Source organism: Psychrobacter luti (assembly GCF_014192115.1).
Taxonomy (GTDB): domain Bacteria; phylum Pseudomonadota; class Gammaproteobacteria; order Pseudomonadales; family Moraxellaceae; genus Psychrobacter; species Psychrobacter luti.
Window position 1 is genome coordinate 190,250 of sequence record NZ_JACHXL010000002.1, and the last position, 20,184, is coordinate 210,433.

Genomic DNA, 20,184 nt, shown 5'->3' on the forward strand with positions numbered 1-20,184 from the left:
ATAATCATAAGTATTATCAACAATGCAGACGGATAGCCATTATTGGTTACTGGCCGCTTGGCTCTTTAGCCAGTCCATAAACTGCTTACTGTGTTGCTCTCGTTGATTGTCAGCGAATTTATAAAAACTGGTCCCGACTAAATTATCGGGCAAATAGCTTTGCGGATAATAGTGATTGGGATAATCGTGTGGATAAGCATAACCTTCGCCGTAACCTTGATTGCGCATCAATTTAGTCACGCCATTACGTAAATGTAGCGGCACAGGCGAGGCGTCTTTCTCTGCCAACACCATCGCCGCATTAATGGCTTTATACGTGCTATTACTTTTGGCGCTGGTCGCAAGATACACCACCACTTGCCCCAGTATAATACGTGCTTCTGGCATACCGATGGATTGCACGCTACGCAAAGCGGCATCCGCAAGGAGTAGGGCGTTAGGGTTGGCATTCCCAATGTCTTCACTGGCTAAAATAACCAAGCGCCGTGCGATAAAATCAGCAGGCTCACCGCCAACGAGCATCCGCGCCATCCAATACAAAGCTGCATCAGGGTCGGAGCCACGGACAGATTTTATCATGGCAGAGATAATATCATAATGCTGCTCGCCATCTTTATCATAGCGGACTAGAGCCGTCTGAGCGACACGAGCCACCAATTCATCATCGATAATTAATGGTGATTGCTTAGCATCCGCCGTTTGAATGGCAAGCTCTAATAAATTCAGCGCTTTTCTGGCATCACCGTGCGCCAATTGGCTAATCGTCTGTTGCGCCTGTAAATCAACTGTTAGAGTTTTTAGAATATTATCTTCTAAAAGTGCGCGCTGTAATACCGTACTTATTTGCTCAGGCGTTAGCGGCTCTAAACGATAGACTTGGCAACGCGATAGCAGGGCGTTATTAACACTGAACGACGGATTCTCGGTTGTCGCGCCAATCAAAGTAATGTCACCCGATTCTACCGCACCAAGTAATGCATCTTGCTGGGCTTTATTAAAGCGATGAATCTCATCAATAAAGACCACAGGCGACTCAAAGCTTAGCGAATCTTTGGTATCTAACACTTCACGTAATTGCTTAACGCCCGTATTCAGTGCTGATAGGGCGTGAAAGGGTCGCCCAACGGCATCAGCCAATAGCATCGCGATGGTGGTTTTGCCGATGCCCGCTTCGCCATGAAGAATAATCGACGGCAAATGTCCTTGTTCGACCAAGCGCCGTAAAGGTGCACCCGCTGCTAATAAGTGCTCTTGACCGATGATAGCATCAAGGGTCGCGGGGCGCATACGCTGAGCAAGGGGAGTATCGGCATGAAAATTAGGTGGCATAAAGGTCTCTATTATCAATTAAATATTTTCAATTCTTATGAGGTAGTGTCTTCGTTTTAAGCTTAACGCTAAAAACAATGACTCATTTCGTTCTAGCTAGGCTAACGCAGATTTACGTTAATAAAAGTCAATTAAGTGTACAGCTTATGTCTTAGAGGCTTTATTTTTTAAGTTTTTACCCTTATTAAAGGCTTAATAGTTCTATAAAAATCGTACTTATAAAATAGTATCTATACATGCTCAGTTATTCGACTATAAGGTAAGACAGTAATGAGGTTGCAATCGACTTTCAAGCGCTTATTTAAGCACTCTATAGCTGCTAAAGGCTCAAAGCAACAGTCACGTCAGCTGACTGAGGGAGAGATAGCGCTGGCACGCTCAGTGTTCGGTGACTGTCTTAAGCTTGATGATGTGCAGCTTAAGACCGCGTGGTGGGTACTAAAGCATTATGCTGTCAGTCCTAATGGCAATATTTATTTCCACCCAGTCGACTGGGTTAAGGATTTTAGCCAATGTTCCTTGGGCAAGCAAAGCTGGCTTATCCATGAATTGACCCACGTTTGGCAATTGCAGCAAGGTCTTAAAGTCGTACGCGGCGCTATCATGAATCGCCGTTATGAATATGTATTTGAGGCAGGTAAGTCCTTTTTTAACTATGGAATCGAACAACAAGCACGTATGGTGCAAGACTATTTTGTCCGTCGCCATCATGGTCACGACTGTCGTGACTTTGAAACTTGTGTTCCATTTTTAAAGGAACAAATGCTCAATAGCAATCATGATACCCGTGACAGTTACAGCTCGTTTAAAGTTTAATCTTTCTATTATGTTCGAATATTTATATGATGGCTTAAGCTTTCTTTCATTATAGACAGTCAATATATAAACAAAATAAATATAGAGAGTACCAACAGCAATTATAATAAAAAATCTGGTAATGAAAAAACTGAGACTTTATCACTCAATTAATTCAATAATTTTGCTAAAAAAATTATCAGTCATGGATGGTGTTATCACGTTGGCTTTTACTCTTTCTGCTTTTAATAAGGATATAAATTCGGATGTTTAAAATTTCATCAGTAAAATCTGACACTGACACTCATCATCGCTCTAACAATAAAACGATGCTAAATAAATCCGTGATAAATAAAGCCATGATTCGCCCGTATAAAATACCGACATTGCTTGCGGCAGCATTGACTGGCGTATTGTTATTGAGCGGTTGTCAGCAGCAAACAGAAGAGCCAGTATCTGATACCAACCAAACCAGCGAGCAAACGACTGCGGAAGACAGTCAGCCTATGCGCAAAAGCGATTCGGCTGCTGCTCGTATAGAGCAGTTCCAGCCTTTGTATCTTGCACAAGCGAAAGGGCTACAGCAGCGCTTGCAAGCAGAATATGAATCGCTACAAGCCGCAGATGCATCAGACAGTGACAATGATTTGTTGCCTGATAGTGCTGCAACTGATGCTCTAGCGACTGAAAATAGTCCGACTAGCACAGTTTCAACTAATGCAACGTCTGAGCAAATAGCAAAACCAGCTATCACGGATTCAGCAGCAGTCACCACGGCCGATAGTAATGGTGACTCTGGTGCTAACAGTAATTCTGATATCAATACTAGTACAGAGGTTGGCGAGCGCGATTTAACCGTACTCAAGCGTATTAGCCTTGAGCCGCGTAAACCGGTGATGTTGACAGATAAGCAGATTATAGAAAGCTATCAACAAGCGATGGAAGCCCTTTATCAGCCTGTGACCACGCCGCTTAGTGCGGAAGATGTTGATACTCTAATTAATATCGCGACATTGGTGCCGCAGGTATTTGAACATGCAGAAATCGCTGGTCGATTGAGTGCAAAAAGCCCAGCGCTGGCACGTTTGATTATTCAGCATCAAGTTTGGGAGCAAATAGAAGCCCAGCAAGTCATTGATATGCAGCAGATGAAAATCAATCAGCAGCAAGAATTTGAAAGGCTGATGGCGAAATTTAATGAAACCATTCAAGACTATGACGAGCAAATTGCCAAATACGAGCAGACGTTAAAAGAGTTTCAGTAAAAATTTAGAAGATTACCGCTGATTGCTGTATTAATCCTACTAAATATAAACCATAAAAATCCCGCTACGAGAGCGGGATTTTTATCTGTCTAATTTTTATAATTCTAAAACAAAAGACTGACTATTTGCGGTCTTCAACTTTAACGAATTTGCGATGCGTCTCACCAGTGTATAACTGACGTGGGCGACCGATTTTGAACGGGGCGCTGTGCATCTCTAACCAATGGCTGATCCAACCAGAAGTACGCGCTAGTGAGAAGATAACAGTAAACATTGACGTTGGGATACCGATGGCTTTAAGGATAATTCCAGAGTAAAAATCAACGTTTGGATACAAGTTACGCTCAACGAAGAACGGGTCTTCTAAAGCGATTTTCTCAAGTGCCATAGCAAGTTCAAGCTTAGGATCATTGATACCTAATGCGCCTAGTACTTCGTCACAAGTCTCTTTCATCACTTGTGCACGTGGGTCAAAGTTTTTGTAAACACGGTGACCAAAGCCCATCAGTTTCACTTCACGGCTTTTCACTTTTTCCATAAATTCTGGAACGTTTTCTACCGAACCGATTTCATCTAACATCTCAAGTACGGCTTCATTGGCGCCGCCATGCGATGGTCCCCAAAGGGCCGCAATACCAGCAGCGATACAAGCGTAAGGATTCGCGCCAGTAGAACCCGCTAGACGTACGGTAGACGTTGAAGCGTTTTGTTCGTGATCAGCATGCAAAGTAAAGATTTTATCCATTGCACGGGTGATAACGTCATTGGTTTTGTAATCAACATCAGCAGGCGTTGCAAACATCATGTATAAGAAGTTTTCTGCATAATTGAAATCATTACGTGGATACATGAACGGTTCGCCTTGTGAGTATTTATAACTCATGGCTGCAAGCGTTGGCATTTTAGCGATTAGGCGAATAGCGGTGATTTCACGATGCTCTTCATTGCTTACATCAAGATTTTCATGATAGAACGCTGATAAAGCACCAACGACACCAACCATGATAGCCATAGGATGGGCATCACGGCGGAAGCCTTCAAAGAATTTACGCAATTGGTCATGAACACCAGTATGCTTACGGATTTTTTCGTAGAAATCTGCTTTTTGCTCGCTATTTGGCAAATCGCCATGAATCAAGGCATAAGCTACTTCTAGGTATTCTGCATTGTTCGCTAACTCATCAATAGAGTAACCGCGATGCAACAGCTCACCTTTACCGCCATCAATATAAGTAATCTTTGATTCAACCGGAGCCGTTACTTTGAAACCAGGGTCATAAGACCAAAAACCTGAATCTTGTAGAGCAGCAATATCGATAACTGGGCGCCCTAGAGTACCTTCAATAATAGGAAGTTCGTATTCTTCACCATTTACGGTTAATTTGGCATTGTTGTCAGCCATAAATTGCTCTCCATTGTTTTTAACTTGTTAGAATAAAAATATATCGACGCACACCCTCGCGTCGTCACTAGTCAAACGGTCAAATAAATTTAACCCATTTAAGATGCAGGCTATATTAGCAGTTATTAGCTAAGTTTTGAAAAGACTTTTAGCAGTAATGTCTGTAATAAGGGTGCTGTAGTCATCATTAGCGACTGTAAACTTTGTATCAAAATATGTCTGCTTAGTAATTTGGCTGTAAAGCACCATGCTAATATTAAAGTAATGATTATCATTAACATTATAATATTACAGTGTTTTTACTAAGATAAACCATTTTAATCTATAAGGCGCTATACTATATAACAGACAGAGTATGCGTAACCGACAAATTGGCTTAGTGCTACGAATTATTTTGATTGAGTAATACTAATGAATTCATCTTACTAATAGCCAGCTTTTTGTTAATTAATCTCTAATAACCACTATTTAGGGGATAAATTTGTAATTAGCGGCCAGTCATTTTATAATTAGAGGGATTTAACTGGCACTAGCTTTGCGTAAATTGATAGCTCATCGTAATCGAGCCGCTGATAAAGCCTAGCTTTACTGCTGATTGGTTATGATTGGACGTTCGCTTTATAGACCAAAACCTGGCTTATCGCTTAAATATTCTTGTTAACTGTTCTATTTTTAGATATCCAACAGTGAAGTTTACCTTAATAAAAAATGATAATATAGAGATGACACTCTGGCGTTATCTTTTTTTGTTGATGGCAAGCAGTAAAAATAGAATAGTTAATCGATTGATCCCATGCTGCGTGCTTACTATTACAAAACACGTAGACAGCTTGTTATTGGTAGCGATTATCCGTTCCACGAGCGAGGTTGAGCCGTCTATAGAATCCTTATATAAATCTATAAAAGTCTTATAGAAAAAGGTCTCATAGAAAAAATATATAGAAAGCTTATCTCCTATATAAAATCTATCTATCAAATTTAGCGCAAATGAAGCAACGTCAGCTAGCCCTTCCTTACCTTATTCATCTCATGTGTTGCTCGCCGCTTATAGAAGTGTATTTGTACCAAGCGTTGATAGCAGATACAGGAGTATAACCGCAAAAAGGATGCCCGCTGTGAAAAGCAACCGACCTATTGATCTGCCCTTAAGCCAAGTGATTAGCGTTAATCGCTCACCGATTGCGATAGCTTCAATCTTGCATCGTATCTCTGGCATTATTTTATTTCTACTTATTCCTGTCATGTTATGGATATTACAGAATTCTTTGGCATCGCCTGAGAGTTTTGAAGCCATATTTGACAATGTCCTTGTTCGCTTTTTGGCGTGGATTTTTGTCGCCACCATCGCTTATCACTTTGTGATGGGTATCAAGCATTTATTTGCTGATATGGGCATGAATGAGGAGCTAAAATCTGGCCGTGCCGCTTCTATGATTAGCTTTGTAATTGCAGCAATCTTAATTGTCGCGTCATTTGTATGGGTGATGTTCTAATGAAAAATGATTCAGGAATCAAAAGCGCTACTGGTCTAACTGGTTCAGGTTCACGTGATTGGATTATTCAGCGTATCAGTGGTGTGGTTTTAGCCGTATACAGTGTGGTATTACTGGGCTTCTTCTTAACTCATGGCAATGTAAGCTTCGTTGAATGGTCAGAATTTATGACCAGTTTACCGATGCGTCTGTTCAGCTTATTAGCCGTTTTGGCGTTGGCTGGTCATGCGTGGGTTGGTATGTGGACGGTATTTACTGACTATATTACCACTGGCAAACTGGGCTCAAGCGCAGCAGGTCTACGTTTAGTGCTACAGTCATTAATGATTATCGCTATTTTAGTTTTCCTATTTTGGGGCATTATGATTTTTTGGGGTAACGGCTTCGGTGTTGTTGCGGTTTAACCATTAATCATACGTTTAGATATTGATTCATTTAATTTTTATAAATCGAATATTTAATAACAACGGACGAACCTGACAGCATTGGCGATGATTCGCTTATTTAAAAGCGTTTATTTTAAACAACGTACTTTAAAGTGCTCAGGCGATAATAAATCCGTTAGTAGCCAAAATAGTCATAGCTAATCATAGCGTTGGGTGCACACTGAATTCACGATTACTGATACGGTAAATGACGCTTATTTAATAGAAAAAGCTGTGAAAAAGTGAGCAAGCCCAATATAACGATAGATATGCAAATTAAGTGGTTGAAGGCTGTTTGTATTGTATTTTGATTATTGTCAGTAGCGTTGCAGCAAAAGCTTGCTAGCGTTAGCGCACAATAAGATACAGACCAACCTTTTTATTTACTTCTAAGCATTAACAGGCATTAGGAAAACCGTAATGGCAACTAGACAAGATAATACCATTAGTAATATTAAAACCCTGAACTACGACGCGGTCATCGTTGGTGGCGGCGGCTCAGGTATGCGTGCTTCATTGCATTTAGCGGAAGCGGGCATGAAGGTTGCAGTCTTGACCAAAGTATTCCCAACCCGTTCGCACACGGTTGCTGCTCAAGGTGGTATCGGTGCAAGTTTGGGTAACATGAGCAATGATAACTGGCATTTCCACTTTTATGACACCGTTAAAGGGTCAGATTGGTTGGGTGACCAAGACGCGATTGAATACATGTGCCGTGAAGCGCCAAAAGTGGTGTATGAGCTTGAGCACATGGGTATGCCGTTTGATCGTAACGAAGATGGCACGATTTATCAGCGCCCATTCGGTGGTCATACCTCAAACTATGGCGAAAAAGCCGTACAGCGTGCTTGTGCTGCTGCTGACCGTACTGGTCACGCGCTACTACATACGCTATATCAAAAAAACCTACAGCAAGGTACTGAATTCTTTATCGAGTGGATTGCGCTTGATTTGATCAAAGATGACGCTGGTAATATCAATGGCGTTATCGCGATTGAACAAGAAACTGGTACTGTTGCGGTATTCCAATCGCCAATCACTGTCCTAGCGACAGGTGGTGCTGGTCGTATCTTTGCGGCATCTACCAACGCTTATATCAATACTGGTGACGGTATTGGCATGGCAGTTCGTGCAGGTATTCCATTACAAGACATGGAATTCTGGCAGTTCCACCCAACGGGCGTTCATGGTGCCGGCGTACTATTAACCGAAGGTTGCCGCGGTGAAGGCGCAATCTTACGTAATAAAGATGGCGAAGCCTTTATGGAGCGTTATGCGCCAACCGTGAAAGACTTGGCACCACGTGATTTGGTTTCTCGTTCTATGGACCAAGAAATCAAAGAAGGTCGTGGTTGTGGTCCAAATGCTGACCATATCGTGATGGATATGACGCATTTAGGCGTTGAAACCATTATGAAGCGTCTGCCATCAGTATTCGAGATTGGTAAAAACTTTGCTAACGTTGATATCACGAAAGAGCCAATTCCAGTTATCCCAACCATTCACTATATGATGGGCGGTATTCCAACGACTATCCATGGTCAGGTGATTGTTCCGGATCTAGAAGCGGGTACCGATGAAGACGGTTTATATGCTAAAGGCAACGTGGTTAAAGGTCTTTATGCCATTGGCGAATGTGCGTGCGTGAGTGTTCACGGTGCCAACCGTTTAGGTACCAATTCATTGCTTGATTTATTGGTCTTTGGTCGCGCTGCTGGTAAGCATATCGTTGATGAATTCCATCATGCTGATCACAACTACAAGCCATTAGATCCACGTGTTCTTGATTTTACCGTGCGTCGCTTAGACAAACTGCAACAATCAACCTCGGGCTATAATGCGCAAGATGTCGCTGACGAGATTCGTGCAACCATGCAAACGCATGCCAGCGTATTCCGTACGCAAGCGATGATGGACGAAGGCGTTGAGAAAATCTTAGCGCTTGGTGAAAAAATCGACCAAATCCATTTGGCGGATAAATCACAAGTCTTTAACACCGCACGTATTGAAGCGTTCGAAGTTGCTAACTTGTATGAAGTGGCAAAAGCAACGATGATATCAGCGGCTAAGCGTCACGAAAGTCGCGGTGCGCACAGTGTATCTGACTATGATCGTCCTGAAGATGATGAATACGCACCAAACGGCCGTAACGATAACGATTGGATGAAGCATACCTTATGGTATTCTGAAGGCAATAAAATTATCTATAAGCCAGTTCGTAAAGTGCCATTGACCGTCGATTATATCGAGCCAAAAGTCCGCGTCTATTAATTTAGATTGGGTACGCTTGATTTTTACGAACAGTACAAACGTTTTATCCTTTATTAATCTATTAAAAGGTGACCGCCAGCGACAGATCGTTATTAGCGCTAAGATTTAAAATCGCCGCGCTGATAATTTACAATCCTTAAGTTGTAAGGTTTGTCAGCCCGCCATCATCTACGTGTGGAGTTTAGCATTATGAGCCGAGGTACTCGCACCATCGAAATCTATCGCTACGATCCTGATGTGGACGCAGCGCCGCGCATGCAAACCTATACGGTTGAGTTGTTAGACTCAGATCGTATGTTGCTTGACGTGTTATTACGCTTAAAAAAGGAAGATGAAACCCTAACCTTCCGTCGCTCATGCCGTGAAGGTATTTGCGGTTCTGACGGCATGAATATCAATGGTAAAAATGGTTTAGCATGTCTAATCAACATGAATACCTTGCCTGAAAAAGTAACGGTTCGTCCATTACCAGGTTTACCAGTTGTTCGTGACTTGGTTGTCGACATGAACCAGTTCTATGAGCAGTACGAAAAAGTTCATCCGTTCTTGATCAATGACCAGCCAGCGCCAGCAACAGAGCGTTTGCAGTCACCTGAGCAACGTGAAAAACTCAACGGTTTGTATGAGTGTATTCTATGTGCATGCTGTTCAACCAGCTGCCCATCGTTCTGGTGGAACCCTGATAAGTTCTTAGGTCCAGCAGCACTATTGAATGCCAACCGTTTCGTTTCTGACAGCCGTGATACCGACACTCGTGCACGTTTAGCACGTCTAGACGATCCTTTCAGCTTGTTCCGTTGCCGCGGTATTATGAACTGTGTTTCGGTATGTCCAAAAGGTTTGAATCCAACCAAAGCGATTGGTCATCTACGTAATTTACTGCTTGATCATGCAGGTTAGCCTACCTTTTATGGTCAATTAGCTTTATAATAGCGCCATCAAAAACACCACCTATGATTAGGTGGTGTTTTTTATTAAAAAATATCAGCAGTTAGCGACTTTTTTAAATTATCAGCCATTGTTTTTCTTATTAACACGACCATATTGATATCGTGAGCGGTATTGTTGAGGGGCAGTGGCAAACCCGTGAGGGTAAGTAAGGCTGTATTAACAATACGTTGCTTGTATGTAAGAAGACATGCTATATCGCGCGTCTCCCTATATAATTGAATATGGTAATATTGTTTAGTGTTGTAGAGCCCTAGTATTGCAGAGACTAAATTTTCCGGCAACGAGGGTATTGCAAAGAACACGGGATTTCAACAACAAAGTTGCGAAAAATGATAATAGATATTCATTACGTAAATACCTAGTATTGAACAAACAAACTATGGTGCGTAGGGTAGGCATGTTATTCTGTATGGCAATGTATGTTTGGCGGAATATACGCCAATTTTCTACCATAGGAAGACATTTCAGTAAAAATAGCCAATTGATAGGCTAACTGAAAGAAAAATGCGGCGCTAAAAACCTTGTCATTAATAATTTGGTTATAGCTGAAAGCATTATATATAAATTAATGTTGTGAAACGAGACGATTAAGAAAACCGGCCGTTCACAAATAATTGTAATTGTATGATTGGTATTGCAATCAGGATTTTTTATCGTTAGATAGCTTTTAATATCAACGGTTATTAGTATTAAAAACTGATGGTAAATATCGCCAATCTACAACGAATGACACAATAATAAGCACGATTCCATTCATTTATCTATCAAATAGACGATTATTATGAATAGTATAACTAAAGAAGCAGCGAGCGTAGATCATACTGAACTGGCCGCTGATAATGCCAGTTACATCGAAGCGCTCTATGAGCAATACCTAGAAGATCCTAGTAGCGTTGATAGCGATTGGCAAGCGTATTTTGAACAATACAAATCACCAAACGATGCCGCGCATAATGCGATTAAAGACCAGTTCTTATTATTAGCACGTAATCAGACTGCTAATAAAGTAAGTACTGATACGTCTGGCGCAACGGCTAACGATCCAGGTAACTGTGCTGACCCGAAACAAATGGGCGTGCAGCAACTGATTTCAGCCTACCGTCGCCGTGGTCACCGCCGCGCTAAGCTTGATCCCTTAGATCTACATCCACGTGCAGAAGTGGAAGATTTAACCCTTGCTTATCACAACCTGTCAGAAGCTGACCTTGATACGGTATTCCCAACCAATGATTTAAATATTGGTAAGGATGAAGCGACATTACGTGAAATTATCGAAATCATGGAGCGCGTTTATTGCCGCTACATGGGTATCGAGTACATGCACGTCACCACCAGCACAGAAAAACGCTGGATGGAACAGTACCTAGAGACCAACCTAGGTTACATCAAGTTTGATGAAGAAAAACGTTTATCAATTCTTGAGCGTTTGACTGCTGCTGAAGGCTTAGAGAAATACTTGGCTCGTAAATATACAGGCGTTAAGCGTTTTGGTTTAGAAGGCGGCGAGAGCTTCATTCCTGCTATCAATGAAATCATCCAACGTGCTGGCGGTTATGGTACCAAAGAGATGGTCATTGGTATGGCTCACCGTGGACGCTTAAACCTATTGGTTAATATCTTGGGTAAAAACCCTGCCGATTTGTTCGATGAATTCGATGGTAAAGTACAGCCAGAAAAAGGCTCAGGCGACGTTAAATACCATAACGGTTTTTCATCTAACGTTATGACTCCAGGTGGCGAGGTGCATTTAGCATTGGCGTTTAACCCATCGCATCTTGAGATTGTTGCACCTGTACTGCAAGGGTCGGTACGTGCCCGCCAGGTTCGTCGTAACGATCAGCCATTACAAGACAATAAAACTGGTAATTCAGTATTGCCAATCGTTATCCATGGTGACGCCGCTTTTGCTGGCCAAGGCGTGGTACAAGAAACCTTTCAGATGTCACAGACTCGTGCTTATACCACGGGTGGTACGGTTCATATTGTTATCAATAACCAAGTTGGTTTTACTACTAGCCGTCAAGAAGATGCGCGCTCGACTGAGTATTGTACTGACGTGGCAAAAATGGTGCATGCACCGATTTTACACGTAAACGGTGATGATCCTGAGTCAGTAGTATTTGCTGCTCAGTTAGCGCTTGATTACCGTCATGAGTTTGATAAAGACATTATCATTGACTTGTTTTGCTATCGCCGTAATGGCCATAACGAAGCCGATGAGCCATCAGCAACTCAGCCATTGATGTACGCGGTGATTAAAAAATTACCAACGACTCGTACTATCTATGCGCAAAAGCTGATTGAAGAGGGTCTGCTGAGTAAAGAAGATGAAGCTCGCTTAGAAGATGAATACCGTGAGTCTTTAGACCGTGGTGATTATGTTGCCAACTCTTTAGTCAGTCAGCCTAACGAAGAGCTATTTGTCGATTGGAAACCTTATTTGGGTCATGACTTGGTCGATGACTGGGATACCAGCGTCGATATCGAAGTCCTAAAAGGTTATGGTCGCCGTATGGCAGAGATGCCAGAAGGCTACAAACTGCAACGCCAAGTACAAAAAGTGGTCGAACAACGCTTAGCGATGCAAACGGGTAAAGAGCCTTTAAACTGGGGTGCTGCCGAGACGCTAGCATACGCGTCACTGGTTGATAATGATAAAGTGTTGGTACGTGTTACGGGTGAAGATGTCGGTCGTGGTACGTTCTCGCATCGTCATAGCGAAATCTATAACGTTAATGACGGCAGCATGTATGTGCCACTGTCACATATCAGTGAGCAGCAAGCGCGCTTTGCCACTTATAACTCGTTGCTATCAGAAGAAGCGGTATTAGCATTTGAGTATGGTTATGCGACCACAGTGCCAAATGCACTTGTCGTTTGGGAAGCGCAGTTCGGTGATTTCGTAAACGGCGCGCAAGTGGTCATTGACCAGTTTATCTCGAGCGGTGAAACCAAATGGCAGCGTGTTTGTGGTTTAACCATGCTGTTACCACATGGCTTTGAAGGTCAAGGTCCTGAGCATTCATCTGCTCGTCTTGAGCGCTTCTTGCAGCTATGTGCTGAAGATAACATGCAAGTGATTACGCCAACGACACCAGCGCAAATCTATCATGCGCTACGCCGTCAAGCGGTACGTCCGATTCGTAAGCCGTTGATCGTTATGTCGCCGAAGAGCTTGCTACGTCATAAATTGGCGACGTCAAACCTTGAAGAATTGGCAAACGGTAAGTTTGAAACGGTATTGCCAGAGATGGATCAGCAAAATCCGGACAACGTGACTCGTATGGTGCTATGTGGCGGTAAAGTCTATTATGACTTGCTAGAGCAGCGCCGTGCGCTAGGTCTTGACCATGTTGCGATTGTGCGTATTGAGCAGCTATATCCATTGCCAGAGAAACGTTTGATTGCTGAAATTGAGAAATATAGCAATTTGGCTGAGATCGTTTGGACGCAAGAAGAGCCGTTGAACCAAGGTGCTTGGTATTATTTAGCGCCGCATATGTTCCGCATTGTCGTACCGCACCCAACCAAGGCGAAAGTCATGGAGCCAGTGGCGCGTCCTGCTAGTGCAGCACCAGCGACAGGCTCGGCAAAACTGCATGTTAAGCAGCAACAAGATTTGATTGCTGGTGGCCTTGGCATCAGTGTGGATGAGCTGTCTAAATAGCGACTCGTTTACATAACAGATTATTCAATATACATGAATCAGGCGATAACAGTCCGTACCGGTTATGACCATTTCAGCAAGACAATTTAGAATGGTGCTGACTGCTTATCACGACTTAATAATAAATAGTAATATTAACATCTAAGGAGTATATCGATGGCTGAAATTAAAGCCCCCGTGTTTCCAGAATCGGTTGCCGACGGCACTATCGTGGAATGGCATGTCACTGAAGGTCAAGAAGTTAGCCGTGATGATTTATTGGCTGAAATCGAAACTGATAAAGTGGTATTAGAAGTTGTTGCACCTGATAATGGTGTTGTAACTAAAATCGTTAAGCGAGTTGACGATACTGTTTTGTCTGACGAGTTAATCGCAGAATTTGAAGCAGGTGCCAGTGGTAGTGCAGATAAAGGTGATGCTCCTGCAGTTGATCCAGACCAGCCAGCTGCGCCAGTACAAGCAAAGCAAGGTACAGATGGCGGTGAGCCAGTCCAAGCGACAGATAAAAAAGACGAAGCCGATCATAAAGATCAAAGCCCTGCTGTACGTAAAGCAGCGAAAGAAAGTGGCGTTGACCCTAAAGAAGTCGAGGGCAGTGGCCGCGGTGGTCGTGTGACCAAAACCGATATGGCGAACCCAACGCTGAAAGCTGATAGCTCTATCAAGTCTGATAGCGGTCGTCCAGTCGCTGAATCAACGGGTGAGCGTACTGAAAAACGCGTACCAATGACGCGTCTACGTAAGACAGTCGCCAATCGTCTGCTAGCTGCTTCTCAGGAAACAGCGATGCTAACCACGTTTAACGAAGTCAACATGAAACCTTTGATGGACATGCGTGCTAAGTATAAAGAGCAGTTTGAAAAGCGTCACGGTGTACGTCTAGGCTTTATGTCGTTGTTTGTGAAAGCGGCAACTGAAGCATTGAAACGTTTCCCAGCGGTTAACGCCTCACTAGATGGTGATGATATCGTTTATCATGGCTACTATGATATCGGTGTTGCCGTATCTTCGGATCGTGGTTTGGTCGTTCCTGTACTACGTGATGCCGATCGCATGAGCATGGCTGATGTTGAAGCTAAGATTCGTGAATTGGGCGGTAAAGCACAAAAAGGTAAGCTTGGTCTAGATGAGATGACTGGTGGTACATTCACTATCTCAAACGGCGGCGTATTTGGTTCACTCATGTCAACGCCAATCTTGAATCCACCGCAAACCGCTATCTTAGGTATGCATGCTATCAATGATCGCCCGATGGCAGTCGATGGTAAAGTTGAAATTCTACCAATGATGTACCTGGCACTTTCTTATGACCACCGTATGATTGATGGTAAAGAGGCAGTGCAGTTCTTAGTAACTATTAAAGAGTTGGTGGAAGATCCAACCATGTTGCTATTAGACCTTTAAGCCTATGAGCTTGTATCGGTAACCACTGATACAAGCTTTTTAACTTTGGAATGGGTGATTGTGGTTTATTGATAGCAGATAACACTTTGTTCTTAGCGTGTATTAACGACCGAATGAAATGTCCATTTATCTATCATTAGCTTAATTCATCATTCAAATCCTAAATGAAATTAGACTGAGAAATAGGAACGTACTATGAAAGACAATTATGATCTAGTCGTCATCGGCGGCGGTCCTGGTGGTTATGAAGCCGCTATTCGTGCAGGCCAACTGGGTATGAGCGTTGCTTGTATCGAAAAACGCGTTTATAAAGGTGAGCCAGCACTTGGCGGCACTTGTTTAAACGTCGGTTGTATCCCATCAAAAGCTTTGCTTGATAGCTCACATCGTTATGAAGCGACTAAGCATGACCTTGCTGAACATGGTATCAGCACCAGCGACGTTGCTATCGATATCGAGCAAATGATTGCCCGTAAAGAAGGCATCGTTAAGCAATTGACCGGCGGCGTTGCGGCATTGTTAAAAGGTAATGGCGTTGACTGGCTTCAAGGTTGGGGCACGTTGGAAGATGGTAAAGGCGCGGATAAGAAAGTTAAATTTACTGCCCTTGCTGACGATAGCGAAACCATTATCACGGCTAAAAACGTGATTCTTGCAGCAGGTTCGGTTCCTATTGATATTCCTGTGGCAAAAACTGATGGTGATCGCATCGTTGACTCTACTGGCGCGCTTGATTTCACCTCAGTTCCTAAACGTTTAGGCGTGATTGGTGCCGGCGTTATCGGTCTAGAGCTAGGTTCAGTATGGCGTCGTTTGGGCGCGGAAGTGGTTGTTTATGAAGCACTACCAAGTTTCTTAGCCGCAGCTGACAAAGACATCGCTAAAGAAGCAGGCAAAATGCTGAAAAAGCAAGGTCTCGATATCCGTGTTGATACCAAAGTGACCAATGCTGAAGTGAAAGGCGATCAAGTTGTCGTTACTAGCGAAGCCAAAGGTGAGTCTAGCGAAGAGAGCTTTGATAAATTAATCGTTTGTGTCGGTCGCCGTGCCTATTCTGAAAAACTATTGGGTGAAGACAGCGGTATCACCTTGACTGAACGCGGTCTAATCGATGTCGATAACCAATGTAAAACCAATCTTGACGGTGTTTATGCTATCGGTGACTTGGTCCGTGGCCCTATGCTTGCGCATAAAGCAATGGAAGAAGGCATGATGGCGGTTGAGCGCATTCATGGCGAAAAAGCACAAGTTAACTATGACACGATCATTAACGTCATTTATACCCATCCAGAAATCGCATGGGTTGGTTTGACCGAGCAAGAAGCAGAAGCTGCAGGTTATGAAGTCAAAACAGGTTCATTTAACCTAGCCGCTAATGGTCGTGCGCTTGCTCAAAGTGAAGCACAAGGCTCTATCAAAGTCGTTGCTGATGCTAAAACAGACCGTCTATTAGGTATGCATGCCATCTCTGCCGGTGCTGGCGATATCGTCCATCAAGGTATGATTGCGATGGAGTTTGTTTCTAGTATCGAAGACTTGCAGTTGATGACGTTTGCGCATCCAACCATTTCTGAAGCGGTTCACGAAGCTGCTCTTTCTGCAGATGGTCGCGCGATTCACGCCATTCAGCGTAAAAAGCGCAAGTAGTTTTTAAAATTAAGACGATTAAAGCTAAGAAAACTAAAGCTAAGACAATTTAAGTAAATATCAAGTTTAACCAGATGGCGCGACCGCTATCACTATTGAGATAAAGGTCGCCACCATCATAAGTGCTCAGATATATTCTTCTATGCACTTGATTTCACTTTTTATTAATTGTAAAAAATAAAGGATACAATCAATGAATTTACATGAGTATCAAGCAAAAGAGCTATTAAAAAGCTACGGTTTGCCCATTCAAGAAGGCATCATCGCCCATAACGGCGACGAAGCTGCTGCTGCTTTTGATAAAACGCCTACAGACATTGCGGTTATTAAAGCGCAAGTACATGCTGGTGGCCGTGGTAAAGCGGGCGGTGTTAAATTGGTTAAAACTCGTGAAGAAGCTAAGCAAGTTGCTGAAGAGCTTATCGGTACCAATCTGGTTACGTTCCAGACTGACGCTGATGGCCAGCCAGTAAACTTTGTATTGGTTGCAGAAGATATGTACCCAGTACAAACTGAGTTATATCTTGGCGCAGTTGTTGACCGTTCTACGCGTCGCGTGACTTTCATGGCATCAACCGAAGGCGGCGTTGATATCGAAGAAGTAGCAAACGAGACACCAGAAAAAATCTTTAAAGTAAGCGTTGATCCATTAGTTGGTTTAATGCCTTATCAAGCACGTGAAGTGGCATTTAAACTGGGTCTTGAAGGCAAACAGATCAACCAGTTCGTAAAATTAATGAGCGGTGCTTATAAAGCATTCGTTGAAAACGACATTGATTTGCTTGAGATCAACCCATTAGCGGTTCGTGAAAACGGCGAAATCGTTTGTGTCGATGGCAAAATTGGTATCGACTCAAACGCCCTATTTCGTTTGCCTAAAATCGCTGCGCTACAAGACAAAACGCAAGAAAACGAGCGTGAGCTAAAAGCGGCTGAGTTTGACCTAAACTATGTTGCGCTAGAAGGTAACATCGGTTGTATGGTCAACGGTGCTGGTCTTGCAATGGCGACCATGGACATCATCAAATTGTATGGCGGCAAACCTGCTAACTTCTTGGACGTTGGCGGCGGTGCAACCAAAGATCGCGTTGTTGAAGCGTTCAAAATTATTCTAGAAGACAGCAGTGTTGAAGGTGTGCTAATCAACATCTTTGGCGGTATCGTACGTTGTGACATGATTGCAGAAGCCATTATCGCTGCGGTTAAAGAAGTCGACGTAAAAGTACCAGTAGTTGTACGTCTAGAAGGTAATAACGCTGAATTAGGCTTACAGATTCTAGAAGAATCTGGTCTGAAATTGACTTCAGCCCAAGGCCTAGCAGATGCGGCGCAAAAAATTGTCGATGCGGTTAAAGCCTAAGTCTTTAATATAAGTCGTTAACATAAGCGCGATTGTATTAATTAGTACGCGCTTAACAAACGCTTAAGCATTATAGTCAAAGCGTGATGGCAGTTTTTATTGTTAGCATTAATCGTTAATATTTAACGACAGATGAGCGAGAAACCTGCTATTGCAAGACAACCGAATAAGGAAAAAATAATGAGTGTATTAATTGATAAAGATACCAAAGTATTGGTACAAGGTTTTACCGGTAAGAATGGTACATTCCACTCTGAACAAGCAATCGAATACGGCACCAAAGTTGTGGGCGGCGTAACTCCAGGTAAAGGCGGTCAAACGCACCTAGGTCTGCCAGTATTTAACACCATGGCGGAAGCGATGGAAGCTACCCAAGCTGACGCGTCAGTTATCTACGTACCAGCTCCATTTGTACTAGATTCTATCGTTGAGGCAGTCGATGCTGGAGTAAAATTGATCGTTGTCATCACTGAAGGCGTACCGACTATCGATATGCTAAAAGCCAAACGCTATATCGAAGAAGCTGACGGTGTACGTATGGTTGGTCCAAACTGCCCGGGCGTTATCACTCCAGGTCAGTGCAAAATCGGCATCATGCCAGGTCATATCCATCTGCCAGGTAAAGTGGGAATCATTTCACGCTCTGGTACTTTGACTTATGAAGCGGTTGCACAGACGACTAAGCTTGGCTTTGGTCAGTCAACCTGTATCGGTATCGGTGGCGATCCTATCCCTGGTATGAATCAAATTGACGCATTAAAGCTGTTCCAAGAAGACCCACAAACTGAAGCTATCATCCTAATCGGTGAAATTGGTGGTACTGCTGAAGAAGAAGCTGCTGCTTATATCAAAGAGCATGTGACTAAGCCAGTGGTTGGTTATATCGCTGGTGTTACTGCGCCTGCCGGTAAGCGTATGGGTCATGCTGGTGCGATTATCTCTGGTGGTCAAGGTACTGCTGAAGAGAAGTTTAAAGCCTTTGAAGACGCCGGTATTGCTTATACTCGCGATCCATCAAAAATCGGTGACAAGCTTAAAGAAGTTACCGGTTGGTAATTTAAGTATTAATCGATAATCTAATACCGAAACATCGTTGAAAAAAAACTAAGGCACCCCTACAATGGGGTGTCTTTTTTTATTCTAAAAATAACTTTTCTTCGACTAAAATGTAGCAATTATGAAAAACAAGATATTGGTTACCGGCGGTACTGGATATAGTAATTATCTTGGACCTAAAGAATTTTATTAGATAGATTATACAATTATAAGTGTTGATGAATTGAGATACTATGAAAAAAATCACTCACGCCGTTATCCCCGTTGCAGGCTTTGGCACGCGTATGCTGCCATTGTCTAAATCCGTTCCGAAAGAACTATTGCCACTTGGCAATCGTCCTTCGATTCATTATGTCGTTGAAGAAGCTATTGCTGCTGGTATCAAGCATATTGTGTTGGTTGGTCATGCACAAAAAAGTGCCATTGAAAATTATTTCGATATCAATGCTGAGCTGGATAACAAATTGCGTCAAAAAGGTAAAAACGAGCTAGCCGACAGCTTAACCTGGCTACCAGACGATGTGACGGTATCGATGATACGCCAAGGTAAACCTTTAGGTTTAGGGCATGCGGTGCTTACAGCGCGCCCAATTATAGGTACGAATGATTTTGCCGTACTCTTGCCCGATGTGGTGCTAGACCCGTTTACTACTGACATGGCAGTGGATAATTTAGCCTTTATGATTGATCAGTTTGCCAGCGATGGTCATTCACAGATATTGGTTGATAAAGTCGCCGATGAAGATGTACATAAATACGGTATTGCTCAATTAAGCGAATCTTATAATGGTGCGAGCGATGTAGATAATAAAGCCGTTGTAAATACCAGCTTTAAAGTCGCGGGATTTGTAGAAAAGCCCAACTTAGCTGATGCTCCTTCTAGATTGGCAGTGGTAGGGCGTTATGTGTTTAGCAACCATATTTTTGATTATCTAGCAAATACCAAGGCATCGGTTGGCGGTGAGATTCAACTGACCGATGCTATCGATGCTCTGATTAGTCAATATGGTGTCAATGTGACGACTATGCGCGGTGCCAGTTATGATGCAGGCGATATGCGCTCTTATATGCAGGCGTTTATTTATTTCGCTCAGCAGCAATTAGCAGATGAAGAGTAGT

Annotated in this window: 14 protein-coding genes; 12 read left to right on the forward strand and 2 right to left on the reverse strand. The window is 42.9% G+C overall.

What is annotated here, in order from left to right; all coding sequences use genetic code 11:
• Window positions 1-39: 39 nt before the first annotated feature.
• The gene (locus FHS24_RS05210; RefSeq protein WP_183619451.1) at window positions 40-1,329 is read right to left on the reverse strand and encodes a replication-associated recombination protein A; all 1,290 of its coding nucleotides are present in this window, start codon (window positions 1,327-1,329) and stop codon (window positions 40-42) included.
• 270 nt (window positions 1,330-1,599) lie between these two features.
• On the opposite strand from FHS24_RS05210, the gene FHS24_RS05215 reads away from it, so the two are divergent.
• Together FHS24_RS05215 and FHS24_RS05220 are read left to right on the forward strand one after the other, a co-directional pair.
• Complete coding sequence (locus tag FHS24_RS05215; protein ID WP_227671684.1) at window positions 1,600-2,145, forward strand: type IV secretion protein Rhs; 546 nt, start codon at window positions 1,600-1,602, stop codon at window positions 2,143-2,145.
• A gap of 245 nt (window positions 2,146-2,390) precedes the next feature.
• Entirely contained in the window at window positions 2,391-3,389 is a 999-nt protein-coding gene (locus FHS24_RS05220) for a hypothetical protein (RefSeq protein ID WP_227671683.1), read from the forward strand.
• 121 nt (window positions 3,390-3,510) lie between these two features.
• Here FHS24_RS05220 and gltA read toward each other — a convergent pair whose 3' ends face one another.
• Window positions 3,511-4,791 (reverse strand): citrate synthase, encoded by a 1,281-nt coding sequence (gene gltA, locus FHS24_RS05225; protein WP_183619453.1) that lies wholly within the window; start codon window positions 4,789-4,791, stop codon window positions 3,511-3,513.
• Window positions 4,792-5,897: 1,106 nt separating this feature from the next.
• On the opposite strand from gltA, the gene sdhC reads away from it, so the two are divergent.
• The 10 genes from sdhC to FHS24_RS05275 all read left to right on the forward strand — a co-directional run bounded on the left by sdhC (window position 5,898) and on the right by FHS24_RS05275 (window position 20,183).
• The gene (sdhC, locus tag FHS24_RS05230; protein ID WP_183619455.1) at window positions 5,898-6,284 is read left to right on the forward strand and encodes a succinate dehydrogenase, cytochrome b556 subunit; all 387 of its coding nucleotides are present in this window, start codon (window positions 5,898-5,900) and stop codon (window positions 6,282-6,284) included.
• A 17-nt stretch (window positions 6,285-6,301) separates the two neighbouring features.
• Window positions 6,302-6,688, forward strand: coding sequence for a succinate dehydrogenase, hydrophobic membrane anchor protein (gene sdhD, locus FHS24_RS05235; RefSeq protein WP_227670405.1), 387 nt, complete (start codon window positions 6,302-6,304; stop codon window positions 6,686-6,688).
• Between the two features lie 441 nt (window positions 6,689-7,129).
• Window positions 7,130-8,980, forward strand: a complete 1,851-nt coding sequence (gene sdhA / locus FHS24_RS05240; RefSeq protein WP_183619459.1) for a succinate dehydrogenase flavoprotein subunit — start codon at window positions 7,130-7,132, stop codon at window positions 8,978-8,980.
• 189 nt (window positions 8,981-9,169) lie between these two features.
• On the forward strand, window positions 9,170-9,880 hold the full coding sequence (locus tag FHS24_RS05245) for a succinate dehydrogenase iron-sulfur subunit (RefSeq protein ID WP_183619461.1): 711 nt from the start codon (window positions 9,170-9,172) through the stop codon (window positions 9,878-9,880).
• An 832-nt stretch (window positions 9,881-10,712) separates the two neighbouring features.
• The gene (locus FHS24_RS05250; protein WP_183619463.1) at window positions 10,713-13,598 is read left to right on the forward strand and encodes a 2-oxoglutarate dehydrogenase E1 component; all 2,886 of its coding nucleotides are present in this window, start codon (window positions 10,713-10,715) and stop codon (window positions 13,596-13,598) included.
• Window positions 13,599-13,754: 156 nt separating this feature from the next.
• Window positions 13,755-15,002, forward strand: a complete 1,248-nt coding sequence (gene odhB, locus FHS24_RS05255) for a 2-oxoglutarate dehydrogenase complex dihydrolipoyllysine-residue succinyltransferase (RefSeq protein ID WP_183619465.1) — start codon at window positions 13,755-13,757, stop codon at window positions 15,000-15,002.
• A gap of 195 nt (window positions 15,003-15,197) precedes the next feature.
• The gene (gene lpdA / locus FHS24_RS05260; protein ID WP_183619467.1) at window positions 15,198-16,649 is read left to right on the forward strand and encodes a dihydrolipoyl dehydrogenase; all 1,452 of its coding nucleotides are present in this window, start codon (window positions 15,198-15,200) and stop codon (window positions 16,647-16,649) included.
• 193 nt (window positions 16,650-16,842) lie between these two features.
• Entirely contained in the window at window positions 16,843-18,009 is a 1,167-nt protein-coding gene (sucC, locus tag FHS24_RS05265; RefSeq protein ID WP_183619469.1) for an ADP-forming succinate--CoA ligase subunit beta, read from the forward strand.
• A 180-nt stretch (window positions 18,010-18,189) separates the two neighbouring features.
• Window positions 18,190-19,065 carry a succinate--CoA ligase subunit alpha gene (gene sucD, locus FHS24_RS05270; RefSeq protein WP_149490377.1) on the forward strand — a complete coding sequence of 292 codons (876 nt, stop codon included), beginning with the start codon at window positions 18,190-18,192 and terminating at the stop codon, window positions 19,063-19,065.
• Between the two features lie 233 nt (window positions 19,066-19,298).
• Complete coding sequence (locus FHS24_RS05275) at window positions 19,299-20,183, forward strand: UTP--glucose-1-phosphate uridylyltransferase (protein ID WP_183619471.1); 885 nt, start codon at window positions 19,299-19,301, stop codon at window positions 20,181-20,183.
• The last annotated feature ends 1 nt before the right edge of the window (window position 20,184 follow it).

What these genes read in the sequence shown, in the direction of transcription:
- odhB (WP_183619465.1), top strand. Translation starts at nt 13,755, where the DNA reads ATGGCTGAAATTAAAGCCCCCGTGTTTCCAGAATCGGTTGCCGACGGC.
- FHS24_RS05250 (WP_183619463.1), top strand. Translation starts at nt 10,713, where the DNA reads ATGAATAGTATAACTAAAGAAGCAGCGAGCGTAGATCATACTGAACTG.
- sucC (WP_183619469.1), top strand. Translation starts at nt 16,843, where the DNA reads ATGAATTTACATGAGTATCAAGCAAAAGAGCTATTAAAAAGCTACGGT.
- sucD (WP_149490377.1), top strand. Translation starts at nt 18,190, where the DNA reads ATGAGTGTATTAATTGATAAAGATACCAAAGTATTGGTACAAGGTTTT.
- lpdA (WP_183619467.1), top strand. Translation starts at nt 15,198, where the DNA reads ATGAAAGACAATTATGATCTAGTCGTCATCGGCGGCGGTCCTGGTGGT.
- FHS24_RS05215 (WP_227671684.1), top strand. Translation starts at nt 1,600, where the DNA reads ATGAGGTTGCAATCGACTTTCAAGCGCTTATTTAAGCACTCTATAGCT.
- FHS24_RS05245 (WP_183619461.1), top strand. Translation starts at nt 9,170, where the DNA reads ATGAGCCGAGGTACTCGCACCATCGAAATCTATCGCTACGATCCTGAT.
- FHS24_RS05210 (WP_183619451.1), bottom strand. Translation starts at nt 1,329, where the DNA reads ATGCCACCTAATTTTCATGCCGATACTCCCCTTGCTCAGCGTATGCGC.
- sdhA (WP_183619459.1), top strand. Translation starts at nt 7,130, where the DNA reads ATGGCAACTAGACAAGATAATACCATTAGTAATATTAAAACCCTGAAC.
- sdhC (WP_183619455.1), top strand. Translation starts at nt 5,898, where the DNA reads ATGCCCGCTGTGAAAAGCAACCGACCTATTGATCTGCCCTTAAGCCAA.
- FHS24_RS05220 (WP_227671683.1), top strand. Translation starts at nt 2,391, where the DNA reads ATGTTTAAAATTTCATCAGTAAAATCTGACACTGACACTCATCATCGC.
- FHS24_RS05275 (WP_183619471.1), top strand. Translation starts at nt 19,299, where the DNA reads ATGAAAAAAATCACTCACGCCGTTATCCCCGTTGCAGGCTTTGGCACG.
- gltA (WP_183619453.1), bottom strand. Translation starts at nt 4,791, where the DNA reads ATGGCTGACAACAATGCCAAATTAACCGTAAATGGTGAAGAATACGAA.